The sequence below is a fragment of the Burkholderia sp. Bp9140 genome (genome assembly GCF_003853425.1).
Lineage (GTDB): Bacteria > Pseudomonadota > Gammaproteobacteria > Burkholderiales > Burkholderiaceae > Burkholderia.
On sequence record NZ_QTPQ01000027.1, the window covers coordinates 81644 to 94425 of the forward strand.

12 protein-coding genes are annotated in these 12782 nt (G+C 68.9%); 3 read left to right on the top strand and 9 right to left on the bottom strand.

From position 1 onward, the window contains the following. Positions 1-38 precede the first annotated feature (38 nt). Together DIE21_RS22475 and DIE21_RS22480 are read right to left on the bottom strand one after the other, a co-directional pair. Positions 39-704: a hypothetical protein gene (locus tag DIE21_RS22475; RefSeq protein ID WP_124499782.1), complete on the bottom strand. Its 666-nt coding sequence runs from the start codon at positions 702-704 to the stop codon at positions 39-41. Further along, a complete protein-coding gene (locus DIE21_RS22480) occupies positions 701-2107 on the bottom strand; it encodes a selenium-binding protein SBP56-related protein (RefSeq protein ID WP_124499783.1) in 1407 nt (468 codons plus the stop codon). The genes DIE21_RS22475 and DIE21_RS22480 overlap by 4 nt, the downstream gene beginning before the upstream one ends. A gap of 563 nt (positions 2108-2670) precedes the next feature. Here DIE21_RS22480 and msrA point away from each other — a divergent pair. Then, a complete protein-coding gene (gene msrA / locus DIE21_RS22485) occupies positions 2671-3231 on the top strand; it encodes a peptide-methionine (S)-S-oxide reductase MsrA (RefSeq protein WP_124499784.1) in 561 nt (186 codons plus the stop codon). Between the two features lie 54 nt (positions 3232-3285). Here the strand turns inward: msrA and DIE21_RS22490 are convergent, their stop codons facing one another. The 3 genes from DIE21_RS22490 to pdxH form a co-directional block, all read right to left on the bottom strand. Then, entirely contained in the window at positions 3286-4608 is a 1323-nt protein-coding gene (locus tag DIE21_RS22490) for a DUF72 domain-containing protein (protein ID WP_124499785.1), read from the bottom strand. Positions 4609-4631: 23 nt separating this feature from the next. After that, on the bottom strand, positions 4632-5852 hold the full coding sequence (locus tag DIE21_RS22495; protein ID WP_124499786.1) for a cyclopropane-fatty-acyl-phospholipid synthase family protein: 1221 nt from the start codon (positions 5850-5852) through the stop codon (positions 4632-4634). Between the two features lie 130 nt (positions 5853-5982). After that, entirely contained in the window at positions 5983-6627 is a 645-nt protein-coding gene (gene pdxH, locus DIE21_RS22500) for a pyridoxamine 5'-phosphate oxidase (RefSeq protein ID WP_124499787.1), read from the bottom strand. Between the two features lie 128 nt (positions 6628-6755). Between pdxH and tcdA the strand changes: the two genes are divergently transcribed. Next, complete coding sequence (gene tcdA, locus DIE21_RS22505; protein WP_124499788.1) at positions 6756-7613, top strand: tRNA cyclic N6-threonylcarbamoyladenosine(37) synthase TcdA; 858 nt, start codon at positions 6756-6758, stop codon at positions 7611-7613. Positions 7614-7719: 106 nt separating this feature from the next. Here tcdA and trxA read toward each other — a convergent pair whose 3' ends face one another. After that, on the bottom strand, positions 7720-8568 hold the full coding sequence (trxA, locus tag DIE21_RS22510; protein WP_124499789.1) for a thioredoxin: 849 nt from the start codon (positions 8566-8568) through the stop codon (positions 7720-7722). Between the two features lie 52 nt (positions 8569-8620). Beyond that, positions 8621-9502 (bottom strand): pirin family protein, encoded by an 882-nt coding sequence (locus DIE21_RS22515; protein ID WP_124499790.1) that lies wholly within the window; start codon positions 9500-9502, stop codon positions 8621-8623. 277 nt (positions 9503-9779) lie between these two features. On the opposite strand from DIE21_RS22515, the gene DIE21_RS22520 reads away from it, so the two are divergent. Beyond that, positions 9780-10658, top strand: coding sequence for an EamA family transporter (locus tag DIE21_RS22520; protein WP_185640583.1), 879 nt, complete (start codon positions 9780-9782; stop codon positions 10656-10658). A 49-nt stretch (positions 10659-10707) separates the two neighbouring features. On the opposite strand, the gene DIE21_RS22525 is transcribed toward DIE21_RS22520, so the two are convergent. Both DIE21_RS22525 and tsaE read right to left on the bottom strand, forming a co-directional pair. Beyond that, the gene (locus DIE21_RS22525) at positions 10708-12234 is read right to left on the bottom strand and encodes an N-acetylmuramoyl-L-alanine amidase (protein ID WP_124499792.1); all 1527 of its coding nucleotides are present in this window, start codon (positions 12232-12234) and stop codon (positions 10708-10710) included. Beyond that, positions 12216-12767: a tRNA (adenosine(37)-N6)-threonylcarbamoyltransferase complex ATPase subunit type 1 TsaE gene (gene tsaE, locus DIE21_RS22530; protein WP_124499793.1), complete on the bottom strand. Its 552-nt coding sequence runs from the start codon at positions 12765-12767 to the stop codon at positions 12216-12218. Before tsaE ends, DIE21_RS22525 begins: the two co-directional genes overlap by 19 nt. Positions 12768-12782 lie beyond the last annotated feature (15 nt).

Sequence of the window (12782 nt, forward strand, 5' to 3'; positions counted from 1 at the left end):
TTGTTGCGCGCCATCGCGGCCGCGCCGCGCGCCGGGGGCTACCGCGTCGCCGCCAACCCGAGCGACAGCGCACCCGTCAGGATCAGGCTCGACGCCCACACCGCATCGAGGTTGAACCAGCTCCGTGCAACGAACTTCAACCCGAGATAGCGGTACACGAGCCACGCCAGCACGCCGCCCGCGCCGATCATCGCGGCCGCGTGCACGGCCGCGACGACAAGCGCCATCCCGAGATGCGCGTCGACGAGCGTGGCCGCCGCGCGATGGCCGGCGTCCCCGTCGAGCCCGCAGAGTCCCAGATAAATCGGCACCAGCATCAGCCCCGCGCCGTGCGCGAGCGCGACCGCGAACGACCAGAGCCCGAGCCGCGCGGGCGGAATCCGCGCGAGCGCGCGCGGATGGCGCCGACGGATCAGCAACGCGGCGCCGAAGCCGATCACGAGCGCGCTCGCGCCGATCCGGATCGCCGACTGCCACGCGAGCAACGCGGCGAGCAGCCCGAACGGCAGCATCACCGTGAATACCGCGAGCGCGTGGCCGAGCGCGAGATAGCCGAGCGCCGCGACGAGCGCGCCTGCGCGGCGCGTCATCAGCGCGTTCGACACCGCGAGCGGCCAGCCCATCGCCGGGTTGAGCCCGTGATAGACGCCGCTCGCGAGCACGGCTGCCCACAACGCGAGCGACGCGGGAAGGCCGGTGCTCAACGCTTGACCGACGGATAGCAGAACGAGTCGGTCGAGCAGTCGCCGCCCTCGAGCCGGATCTGGTGCGCGCGATAGCCGTCGGGGAAGTCGACCCAGTAGTCGTCGGCGAGCGTCAGCCCGCCGTCCGGCCCCGCATGCGCGAGCACCTGCGCGGCCGGCACGCCGTCCGGATAGAACTGGTCGTCCCACGTCGAGTAGAGCGAGTTGGTCCAGTACACGCGCCGGCCGTCGCGGCTGATCTCGACCATCTGCGGGCCGCCCGCGAACGCGCGGCCGTTCGTGTGCGGCGCGCGGCGCACGATCCCGCCGATGCGTACCGACCCCGCGAGCACCGGGTGATGCGGATCCGATACGTCGTACTGGCGCATCTCGCCCGTGCCCCAGCACGACACGTACAGGAAACGGTCGTCGAGCGACAGGTCGATGTCGGTCACGAGCGGCGGCACCGCGCCGAATCCCTTGAGCAGCGGCGGCAGTTCGTCGGCCGCGGCCGGCTCGGGCGGAATCGTCGCTGTCTTCTTCACATGGAACTGGCCGTCCTCGCGCCACCAGGTCCAGATCGACCCTTCGAGATTGGTCGTGTCGACCACGACGCCGACGAACCCGTATTCGCGCACCGGATCGTGCGCGGGCCGCACCTCGAGCGCCATCTGGTGGTGCGCGCCGAGATCGATCGTCTGCACGTTGCGCCGCGCGCGCAGGTCCCAGAAATGCAGCCGGTGGCCGTAGCGGTTCGCGAGCAGGTCTTCCGGCACGATGCCGTTCTCGAATTGCGGCGGCAGCGCCCATTCGCTCGACACCATGTAGTCGCGCGGCAGGTTCCACCAGAAGTCGTAATGCTTGTCCTGCGGGCCGCGGTCGATTTCCCAGCGGCCGAGCACGTCGAAGGTCTCGCAGTCCATGATGAAGATGCCGGGCGCGCCGTCGGTGCCGTCCTTGCCTGCACCGCCGAGCGTGCTCACGTAGATGCCCTCGGGGCCGCAGTGGACCGTGTGCGGCCGCGAATAGCCGGTCTTCGCGAAGATCTCGTCGGGCTCGATGATCTTGTGGATGCGTGCCTGCGTCGGGTGCGGCTTCGTGTCGATCACGTAGATGCGCGACGAGCGCAGGCCGGGGATGATCAGGAAGCGGCGCTCGAGAAACGCGTGGCCGGTCAGCGGCGACAGCGACGACGAACACGCATTCCAGCCGAAGTGGTGGAATTCGTCGCCGGTGTTCGGCATCGTCACCGTGTGCACGATCCTGCCGTAGGTCGCCGAGCCGGGCTTCACGTCGATCACGGCGAGCGCGTCGGGTCTGGAAAAATCGGGGCTCAGCAACAAGGTATAGGCGAATTCCTCCGCCGGCGCCTGCATCGCGAGTTCCGGCGAAGCGTGAAATGTCGGGTCAGGCCGCATGCTCATCGTAGTGCCTCTCTCGGTTGTATCGGATCACGGGCGCACGGCCGTTCGCGTGCGTGCGGGTCGAACAGTTGCGTGATGCGAATGCGCCGGCGGCCGCACGCGTTGCGGGACGCGCGGTGCGGTGCATGCATCAGATCGGGACAGCGGGGAAACGCGGTGCACCGGATCGTCGCGCATGCGGCGCAACGCGCGCACGGCGACGCAATGGTGCGATGGAAGCGACCGCGCGAGGGACGCCGGCGGCCGGGTTCGCGATGCGGACGGAATCTACTGGGGCGTGCATATCGATGTTCCGGCGGATGATGGTGGCATCAGGGCGGGCATGCATCGGACGCTGCGTGCAGCCGGACGGTGTGCCGTCGCGGCGAGGCGTGCCTAAGTGTAGTCGAGAAACGCGCGGCTGGTGGTACGCGGCACGCACGCGTTTCTGCCTGATTCGCGCGCGAGTGAGATACTTGAACGCGTGCCGCTTCGCGCCGGTCAACCGGGCAGCGGCGATACGGACCGGCGGCGCCGGCGCGTGCCTGCGTGCCGGCCGCCGTCATCAACGAGGTGATGATTTCATGGTGAACGAGATGCTTGAAACCGCGACCGTGGGCGGCGGGTGCTTCTGGTGCACGGAGGCCGTGTTTCTCGACGTCGACGGCGTGACGGCCGTCCAGTCGGGCTATGCGGGCGGCCATACGCGCAATCCCGGCTATCGCGACGTCTGCGACGGCGACACCGGTCACGCGGAGGTCGTGAACGTGACGTTCGATCCGGCGCGCATCGGTTATCGCGAGATCCTCGAGATCTTCTTCGCGACGCACGATCCGACCCAGCTGAACCGGCAGGGCAACGACGTCGGCACGCAATACCGGTCGGTCGTGTTCACGCATTCGGACGCGCAGCGCGACATCGCGCTGGAGGTGATCCGCGAACTGGAGCGCGAGCAGATGTTCGGGCAGCCGATCGTCACGCAGGTCGTGCCGCTCGACGACAACTACTGGCCGGCCGAGGACTATCACCAGAACTATTACGCGCGCAATCCGGGGCAGGGCTACTGCTCGGTCGTGATCGGGCCGAAGCTCGCGAAATTCCGCCAGAAGTTCTCGCACCGGCTGAAGTCGCTGCGCGGCGCGTAATCGGCCGGCAAGCCCGCGTGTCATTTGGGGGCGCGGGCGCCCGCGCCGCGACCCCTACGCCGCCTCGCTGCGCCAGTGCGCGCACGCGGCGGCGATCTCGCGCGCGAGCGCGAGGCACGACAGCGGTGCGGAGCCTTCCGCCTTGTTGTTGATCGTGATGATCACCGGCTGTCCGGCCAGCGTGTAGCGCGCGGCCAGCTCGGCGAGCGCCGAGCGTGTGGCCGGATCCTCGTCGACGAGCTTGTCGAACGGCTCGTACTTCGCTTTCGCCTGTTCGTACTTGAACCCGCCGTGCAGGCTCCAGCGCACGATCAGCGGGCCCGGCGCGTCGCCGTCGAGCAGCGCGAGCGCGGCCGCCTGGCGCAGCGGGTCGGGCATCCGCGCGTGCAGGCCGACGCAGTAGCGCACGCCGAGCGCCGCGAGCGAGCGGATGAAGCGCGGCGTGAGCAGGCTCGCGTCGCGGATCTCGATCGCGTAGCGCGTGCCGTCGGCGTCCGGCGGCAGCGGCGGCAGCGCCGCGAAGAACGCCGACAGCCGGTCGATCAGCGCCGCCGGTTCGGCGAGCAGTTGATCGGGCATCGGCGAAAACTGGAACACCAGCACGCCGGCCTTCCTGCCGAGCCCTTCGAGGCACGGCTCCACGAATTCCCGGGTGGCGAGCGGCGCGTCGAGGAAGGTCGGGTTCGGGCCCGACGGCTCGCCGCGCCGGCCGCGCACGACCGCGTCGGTGACGGACGCCGGCGCCTTCACGACGAAGCGGAAGTCGTCCGGCACCTGTTGCGCATAGCGCAGGTAGTCGGCCACCGACAGCGGGCCGTAGAACGACCGGTCGAGGCTCACGCTCTTCAGCAGCGGATGCGCGCCGTACGCCTCGAGCCCCTCGCGCGACAGCTTCGTCTGCGCGAAATCGCCGTCGTAGACGATGCCGTCCCAGCCGGGGAAATACCACGACGACGTGCCGAGCCGCACATTCGGCGGCAGCGCGGCCGCCGCTTCGGCGACGTCGGCGGAAACCGGGGCGGGCGGCACGCCGCGCCGGCGACGGCCCTTCTTCGGCGGCGCGGCCGGCGGGGACGGCTCGTCCCACAGCAGGCCGGAGGCGGGGGGCGGTTCCGGATCCTGATCGGCGGAAGGGCGGGGTGATGCACGGCTGGCGGCGCGCGCAGGCGGCTTTGCAGGTTGCGCGGCGTCGCGCTCGTCCGGCGTCACGCGGTCGCCAGCGCCTGCAGGGTTGTCGTCTTCCGCCGGCGCAGCCGCGCGCGCGTCGTCGGGCGACGCGCCGAACAGGTCGAACTGCCCGTCGGCGTGCGACCCGTCCGGTTCGTCGCGCTGCTGTCGTTGCGGCGGTGTGTCGCGCCGCGTCCTGCCGTCACCCATGCCTGCCCAGCTTGAAGTGCCGCCTAGCGCGGCAGCGGGTTTTCGTACATGTAGCGCCGCGACCACGGCAGCGTTTTCGCGCTGTGACCGGCCTTGCGGCACACGATCTGGAAGATCGACACGTCGTCGTGCTCGAACGCATACGCGCAACCGGCGAGGTACACGCGCCAGATGCGGAATTTTTCGTCGTCGACGAGCGCGCGCGCCTCATCCGCCTTCGCCTCGAAGTTCTCGGTCCAGATCTCGAGCGTGCGCGCATAGTGCCGCCGCAGGCTTTCGACGTCAATCGCCTCGAGCCCGCCGCGCTGCGCCGCTTCGAGTGCGAGACTGATGTGCGGCAGCTCGCCGTCCGGGAACACGTAGCGGTCGATGAATTCGCCGCCGCCGAGCGCCGTCTCGCCGCTTTCCGCGTCGGTCGACGTGATCCCGTGGTTCATCGCGACGCCGTCGTCGGTCAGCAGCTCACGTACGCGCGAGAAATAGAGCGGCAGGTTCTTGCGGCCGACGTGCTCGAACATCCCGACGCTCGTGATGCGGTCGAACTGGCCCTCGATCTCGCGGTAGTCCTGCAGGCGGATCTCGATCTTGTCCTCGAGCCCGGCGGCCTTCACGCGCGCGGTCGCGAGGTCGAACTGGTTCTGCGACAGCGTCACGCCCAGACACTGCGCGCCGAACTTCTGCGCGGCGCGCAGCACGAGCGCGCCCCAGCCGCAGCCGATGTCGAGCAGGCGCTGGCCGGGCTGAAGCTGGATCTTGGTCAGGATGTGGTCGATCTTCTTGATCTGCGCGGTCGCGAGATCCTCGTCGCCGTTCTCGAAGTACGCGCACGAGTACACCATGTTCTCGTCGAGCCAGAGCTGGTAGAACGCGTTCGAGACGTCGTAGTGATACTGGATCGCCTTCTTGTCGGTGCTCTTCGTGTGATTGAAGTAGCGCCTCACGCGCGCGAGCTTGCTCGCGCTGGTGACCGTGCTGCGCGCGAGCGAATAGCTGATGTTGATGATGTCCGACAGCCGGCCCTCGATGTCGATCTTGCCCTTCACGTACGCCTCGCCGAGATTGTCGAGGCTCGGTTCGAGCAGGAGCGGCAACGCGGACGCGCTGTTGACCTTCAACGTGACCTGCGGCGCGCTGAAGGTGCCGAAATCGAGTTGATCGCCGTTCCACAGCACGAGGCGCGCCGGTATGTTCGCTTTTGCCCGTACTTCGTCCGCCCACTGTGCCAGCTTCTTTTCCCAGAACATTTGGATTCTCCGTTTGTTCGTTGAATCGAATACAGCCAAGTATCTTGACCGGCGCCCGCCTCTCGCGAGGCGGGCGCCCGGATGCAACACGAGACACGACCGGCGTGCGCCGGCACCGCGGCAGCGGCGCTTACGGCGACAGGCGCGAGATCGTCCAGCCGGCCGCCGCCGCGGCGTCGCGCGTATAGAGCAGGCGGTCGTGCAGTCGCGACGGGCGGCCTTGCCAGAACTCGATCGCGTCGGGCACGACGCGATAGCCGCCCCACTGCGGCGGGCGCGGCGGGTTCTCGCCGTAGCGTTCGGCCACGGCCTTCTCGCGCGCTTCGAGCGTCGCGCGGCTGTCGATCACGGCGCTCTGCTCGGACGCCCACGCACCGATGCGCGAGCCGAGCGGGCGCGACGCGAAATAGCGGTCGCTTTCGTCGGCGCTGGTTTTCTCGATCCGGCCTTCGATGCGCACCTGGCGCTCGAGCTCGATCCAGTAGAACAGCAGCGCCGCGTGCGGATGGGCGGCGAGATCGCGGCCCTTGCGGCTTTCGTAATTGGTAAAGAAGACGAACCCGCGTTCGTCGACGGCCTTGATGAGCACGATTCGGGCCGACGGCCGGCCGTTATCGCCGACGGTGGCGAGCGTCATCGTGTTGGGCTCGGGGAGCTTGGCGGCGAGCGCCTCCTTGAACCAGCGATCGAACTGGGCGAAGGGGTCGGGGGCGGCGTCTGCTTCGTCGAGCGAAGCACGCGAATAATTGATGCGGAGATCGGCGAGAGTCGTCATGTTATGCAAACGCTTCAATCTGGGGCCAGTATAGCGAACGCGCGAGAATCGTGCGTGCACAGTGGCGCGTGTCGACGGGGAGTTCAGGCAAAATAGAGGGCTGCTCGACTTACGTTTTCCTTGCTGCCATGTCCGCTGCCGACACTGCCCCGCCCAGTTCCTCTGATCTTACCCCGACCCCGACAATCCGGCTTGACGTGGATCGCGAACGCCGCTTTGGCGGCATCGCGCGGCTGTACGGCGCCCCTGCGCTCGCCGCGTTCGAGGGTGCGCACGTTGCCGTGATCGGCATCGGCGGCGTCGGATCGTGGACGGCCGAGGCGCTCGCGCGCAGCGCGATCGGCACGCTGACGCTGATCGACCTCGACAACGTCGCGGAAAGCAATACGAACCGGCAGATCCACGCGCTCGACGGCAATTACGGCAAGCCGAAGGTCGACGCGATGGCCGAGCGGATCGCGCTGATCGATCCGGCGTGCCGCGTGAACCGGATCGAGGATTTCGCGGAGCCCGACAACTTCGACGCGTTGCTCGGCGGCGGCTTCGACTACGTGATCGACGCGATCGACAGCGTGCGCACGAAGGTCGCGCTGATCGCGTGGTGCGTCGCGAAAGGGCAGCCGCTCGTCACGGTCGGCGGCGCGGGCGGGCAGCTCGACCCGACGCGCATCCGGATCGACGATCTCGCGCTGACGATCCAGGATCCGCTGCTGTCGAAGGTGCGCGCGCAGCTGCGCAAGCAGCACGGCTTTCCGCGCGGGCCGAAGGCGCGCTTCAAGGTCAGCGCCGTGTATTCGGACGAGCCGCTGATCTATCCGGAAGCGGCCGCTTGCGACATCGAGGACGGCGCGGAGCCGTCCGCCGCCGCGCATGTCGCGGGGCTCAACTGTGCGGGGTTCGGTTCGAGCGTGTGCGTGACCGCGAGCTTCGGCTTCGCGGCCGCCGCGCATGCGCTGCGGGCGATCGCGGCGCGGGCCGCGGGCTGATCAGGGAACCGATCGACGCGCAGGGGAATGCTGCGGCGCGGCAAACCCGCCGCGCGCGACAGGGCGACTCGGCCGGGCCGTTGCGGCCCGGCCGGCCGTTGGTTCGTCAGTTGAGCGCCATGCTCAGCTTGCGCCGCCACGCGGCGACGAGCTCGGGGCGATCGCCCGCCAGCTCGAACACTGAAATCATCGTGCGGCGGCCGAGGTCGTCGCCATACGCGCGGTCGCGCAACACGATTTCCAGCAACTGCTCGAGCGCGCCTTCGTAGGCGCGTCGCGCGATCAGGCTCTGCGCGAGGTCGAAGCGTGCTTCGAGATCGGCCGGGTTCGCTGCGATGCGTGCTTCGAGCGCATCGGTCGGCGGCAGGTCGGCCGTCGCGTCGAGCGCATCGAAACGGGTCTTGATCGCCTGGTAGCGCGGATCGGCGCCCTGCACGATCTGCGGCGCCAGGCGCTCGGCCTCGGTGCGCGCGGCATCCACCTGGTTGTTCGCGAGCAGCAGTTCGATCAGGTCGAGCCGTGCGTCGTCGAAACCGGGGTTCAGCGCGAGCGCCGCCTCGAGGTGGGTGAGCGCATCGTCGTAGCGCGACTCGGCGATCGCGTATTGTGCGGCGCGGCGTTCGGCTTCGTCGGGCGCCGGCAGCAGCCGGTCGAGAAACGCCCGCAACTGGCCTTCCGGCAGTACGCCGATGAACTGGTCGACCGGGCGCCCGTCGGCAAACGCGATCACGTGCGGGATGCTGCGCGTCTGGAAGTGCGCGGCGAGCTCCTGGTTCTCGTCGACGTTCACCTTCACGAGCTTCCAGCGGCCTTCGTAATCGGCTTCGAGCTTCTCGAGCAGCGGGCCGAGCGTCTTGCAGGGGCCGCACCACGGCGCCCAGAAGTCGACCAGCACGGGCGTGTCCAGCGACGCCTCGATGACGTCTTTCTCGAAAGTGGCAAGCGTGGTGTCCATGTCGTTCTCTTCCGTTCGAATGTCGTCAGGATGGGGGCGGCGCGCCCGTTTTTCAACGCGGCTTCGATTCGGGCAGCGCAATCCACTCGGTTTCGCCGGGCACCTTGCCCATTGCCTGGTTCGTCCATGCTGCTTTCGCGCGCTCGATCGCGTCGCGGCTGCTGGCGACGAAATTCCATTCGATGAAGCGCTCGCCGTCGATCTTGTCGCCGCCCAGCAGCATCGCGCGTGCGCCGTTGCCGCTCGCGAGCGTGACGGTTGCACCCGGCGCGAGTACGGCCATCTGCGCGGCCGGCACCGGCGTGCCGTCGATCGTCAGGTCGCCGTCGACCACGTAGACCGCGCGCTCCTCGTGCGACGCGTCGAGTTCGAGGCGGCCGCCGGCCGCGAATTGCGCGGCGACGTACAGCGTGCGCGAGAACGTCGTGACCGGCGAGCGCAGGCCGAACGCGTCGCCGGCGATCACGGTCAGCGACACGCCGTCTTCGTGGCGCGTGGGCAGCGTATCGGCCGCATGGTGCTCGAACGACGGCTCGGTGGTCTCGTGGGCGACGGGCAGCGCGACCCAGGTCTGGATCCCGTGCACCGTATGGCCGCTCGCGCGCTGCGCGTCGGGCGTGCGCTCCGAGTGGACGATGCCGCGGCCGGCCGTCATCCAGTTCACGTCGCCCGGCACGATCTCCTGCAGCGAACCGAGGCTGTCGCGATGCAGGATCGCGCCGTCGAACAGGTAGGTGACGGTGGCGAGCCCGATATGCGGGTGCGGGCGCACGTCGAGCCCGGTGCCGGCCGGCAGCGTCGCGGGCCCCATGTGATCGAAGAAGATGAACGGGCCGACGAGGCGCGCGGCGAGCGCGGGCAGCGTGCGGCGCACCTGCAGGTTGCCGATGTCGCGGACGTGCGGCTTCAGCAGGGCTTTGATCGGATCGCTCATGGCGGACCTCGTGGGGAGCGGCTGGAATGCCGGTCATTGTACTGGCGGCGCGGCGGCGACGCGCGTGACGGACCTGACGAACGCGCCGGCCGGCGGTATCGGCGCCGGCGGGTACGCGCGATGCTGCTTTCCTGCCGACGCGTGCCGACGCGTGCCGACGCGCGGCCGCGCAGGCCGCCGATTCCATGCGCGCCTCGCGGGTATCGGGCCGCGTGGCGAAACCCGGTAGACTGACCGGCTTCAGAACATCCATCCGACAATCGAGGAGACGCCGATGATGGCCCCGAAGGACTTGCTGCTCGCGCTGGTCGTGATCCTGGCGTGGGGCGTGAACTTCGTCGTGATCAAGGTCGGCCTGCACGGCATGCCGCCGATGTTGCTCGGCGCGCTGCGCTTCACGCTTGCGGCGGTGCCCGCGGTGTTCTTCGTGCGCCGGCCGCGGATTCCGTGGCGCATGCTGATCCTGTACGGCGCGACGATCCAGCTCGGCCAGTTCGTGTTCCTGTTCACCGGCATGTACGTCGGCATGCCGGCCGGCCTTGCGTCGCTCGTGCTGCAGTCGCAGGCGTTCTTCACGCTGGTGTTCGCGATGCTGTTCCTCGGCGAGCGGCTGCGCGTGCAGAACCTGGCCGGGCTCGCGATCGCCGCGGCCGGGCTCGTCGTGATCGCGGCGCAGGGCGGCCGCGCGATGACGCTCGCGGGCTTCCTGCTGACCATCTGCTCGGCCGCGATGTGGGCGTTCGGCAACATCGTCACGAAGAAGGTCGGCCGTGCGGACCTCGTGTCGCTCGTCGTGTGGGCGAGCCTCGTGCCGCCCGTACCGTTCTTCCTGCTGTCGCTGTGGTTCGAGGGGCCGCAGCGGATCGGGGCCGCGCTCTCGGGGCTGGACGGCGCGTCGATCTTCGCGGTCGTCTATCTCGCGTTCGTCGCGACGCTCGTCGGCTACGGCCTGTGGAGCCGCCTGATGTCGCGCTATCCGGCCGCGCAGGTCGCGCAGTTCTCGCTGCTGGTGCCGATCGTCGGGCTCGCGTCGTCGGCGCTGCTGCTCGACGAGCATCTGACCCAGGCGCAACTGATCGGCGCCGCGCTCGTGATGGGCGGGCTCGCGGTGAACGTGTTCGGCGGAAAGCTGGTGCGCCGCTTCGCGGCGTCGTGACGCGCCGGCACGCGGCGCGTGCCGGCGGCGGGGAAGGGGCGGCCGTGCTTCAGGCCATCCGGCTCTTCGCGAGCGGCGGATTCGCGGCGAAGTAACGCTTGATGCCGCGGAAGATCGCGTCGGCCATCTGGTCGCGATAGCTTTCGTCGTTGAGCCGGCTTTCCTCTTCCGGGTTGCTGATGAACGCGGTCTCGACGAGGATCGACGGAATGTCCGGCGCCTTCAGCACCGCGAACCCGGCCTGCTCGACCGAGCCCTTGTGCAGCTTGTTGATGCCGCCGACTTCCTTCAGCACATAATTGCCGTAGCGCAGCGAATCGCGGATCTGCGCGGTCGTCGACATGTCGAACAGCGCGCGGCTGACTGCCGCGTCCTGCGTCTTGATGTTGATGCCGCCGATCAGGTCCGACGAGTTCTCCTTGTTCGCGAGCCAGCGCGCCGCGGCGCTCGACGCACCGTGGTCGGACAGCGCGAATACCGACGAGCCGCGCGCGGACGGCGTCGTGAACGCATCCGCGTGGATCGACACGAACAGGTCGGCGCCGACGCGGCGCGCCTTCTGCACGCGCACGTTCAGCGGCACGAAGAAGTCGGCGTCGCGCGTCATCATCGCGCGCATGTTCGGCGCGCCGTCGATCTTCGCGCGCAGCTTCTTCGCGATGTCGAGCGCGATGTGCTTCTCGTACGTGCCGCCGCCGCCGATCGCGCCCGGATCCTCGCCGCCGTGGCCCGGATCGATCGCGACCGTCAGGAGCCGCACGGTCCCGCCCTTGCCGGATTTCGGCGCGGTGAATTTGTAGGTGTCGCCGTCGTCCTCGCTGTCGTCGCGGCGCGCGATGACGGGCGGCGGCTTGACGGCCGGCTTCGCGGGCGCGGAAGGCGTCGTGGTGCCCGGTGGCGTGCGCGGCGTGGCCGGCGTGTTCTGCGCGAAGCGCTGGAAGAACGCATCGCTGTTGTCGCCCGCGGCGGGCGGCGGCGTGGCCGGGCCCGCGAGCGCGGTCGGCGGCTGCATCTGTTGCGCGCGCGCGGTGTCGTTGAGCGCCTGTTCCTTGCGTTCGGTCTGCGCGATCAGGTCGGTCAGCGGATCGGGCGCGACGGCCGGATACAGGTCGAACACGAGCCGGTACTTGTAGGTGCCGACCGGCGGCAGCGTGAACACCTGCGGCTTCACCGAGCCTTTCAGGTCGAACACCATCCGCACGACGTGCGGCTGGTACTGGCCGACGCGCACCGACTGGATCTGCGGATCGTTCGGCGCGATCTTCGACACGAGGTCGCGCAGCGCCTGGTCGAGATCGAGCCCGTTCAGGTCGACGACGAGCCGGTCGGGACCCTGCAACAGCTGTTGGCTATTCTGCAGCGGCTGGTCGGATTCGATCGTGACGCGCGTGTAATCGCGCGCGGGCCAGACGCGCACGCCGAGCACCGACGACGCGTGCGCGAGCCGCGGCACGGCGAGACCGAGCACCAGCGTCGACGCACCCGCGCGCAGGATCTGGCGGCGGCGCCAGTTGTGCGTCGCGGTGGCCGCCGATTCGATCGAGCGGAACGGTTTGATCAACATCTTTCGAGACATGCCTTTCCTGAAGCGCTGTACGCCCGCACGGTGAGGGCGCGGCCGTCGCCATCCACGTCGAGCGAGAAAACCAGATCGGGCACGCCGAGCAGGGTGCCCGCCTGTTGCGGCCATTCGACGAGACAGATCGCGCTGGAATTGAAATATTCGCGAAAGCCTGCGTCGGACCATTCGGCCGGATCGTTGAATCGATACAGATCGAAGTGATAGACCTCAAGTTCCCCGTCATCGCGTGCGAACGCATAAGGTTCGACGAGCGTGTAGGTCGGGCTGCGCACGCGTCCCGGGTGGCCGAGGCCGCGCAGGATTGCGCGCACGACGGTCGTCTTGCCCGCGCCGAGGTCGCCGATCAGCTGGATCTGCAGTCCGTCGAACGCGTGCGCGCGGGCGAGTTCGGTGCGTGCCGCGTCGAGCGCGTGCGCGAAGCGGGTGCCGAAGGCCTCGGTCGCCGCTTCGTCGGCGAGTGCGATCACGCGCTCCGCGAGCGGGGCAGGCAGCGTGTCGGCATGAGGCGTATGAGGCGTGGCTGGCATTCTCGTAAAATAGTG

What these genes read in the sequence shown, in the direction of transcription:
- DIE21_RS22495 (WP_124499786.1), bottom strand. Translation starts at nt 5,852, where the DNA reads ATGTTCTGGGAAAAGAAGCTGGCACAGTGGGCGGACGAAGTACGGGCA.
- pdxH (WP_124499787.1), bottom strand. Translation starts at nt 6,627, where the DNA reads ATGACGACTCTCGCCGATCTCCGCATCAATTATTCGCGTGCTTCGCTC.
- DIE21_RS22480 (WP_124499783.1), bottom strand. Translation starts at nt 2,107, where the DNA reads ATGAGCATGCGGCCTGACCCGACATTTCACGCTTCGCCGGAACTCGCG.
- DIE21_RS22520 (WP_185640583.1), top strand. Translation starts at nt 9,780, where the DNA reads ATGGCCCCGAAGGACTTGCTGCTCGCGCTGGTCGTGATCCTGGCGTGG.
- tsaE (WP_124499793.1), bottom strand. Translation starts at nt 12,767, where the DNA reads ATGCCAGCCACGCCTCATACGCCTCATGCCGACACGCTGCCTGCCCCG.
- tcdA (WP_124499788.1), top strand. Translation starts at nt 6,756, where the DNA reads ATGTCCGCTGCCGACACTGCCCCGCCCAGTTCCTCTGATCTTACCCCG.
- msrA (WP_124499784.1), top strand. Translation starts at nt 2,671, where the DNA reads ATGGTGAACGAGATGCTTGAAACCGCGACCGTGGGCGGCGGGTGCTTC.
- DIE21_RS22525 (WP_124499792.1), bottom strand. Translation starts at nt 12,234, where the DNA reads ATGTCTCGAAAGATGTTGATCAAACCGTTCCGCTCGATCGAATCGGCG.
- DIE21_RS22515 (WP_124499790.1), bottom strand. Translation starts at nt 9,502, where the DNA reads ATGAGCGATCCGATCAAAGCCCTGCTGAAGCCGCACGTCCGCGACATC.
- trxA (WP_124499789.1), bottom strand. Translation starts at nt 8,568, where the DNA reads ATGGACACCACGCTTGCCACTTTCGAGAAAGACGTCATCGAGGCGTCG.
- DIE21_RS22490 (WP_124499785.1), bottom strand. Translation starts at nt 4,608, where the DNA reads ATGGGTGACGGCAGGACGCGGCGCGACACACCGCCGCAACGACAGCAG.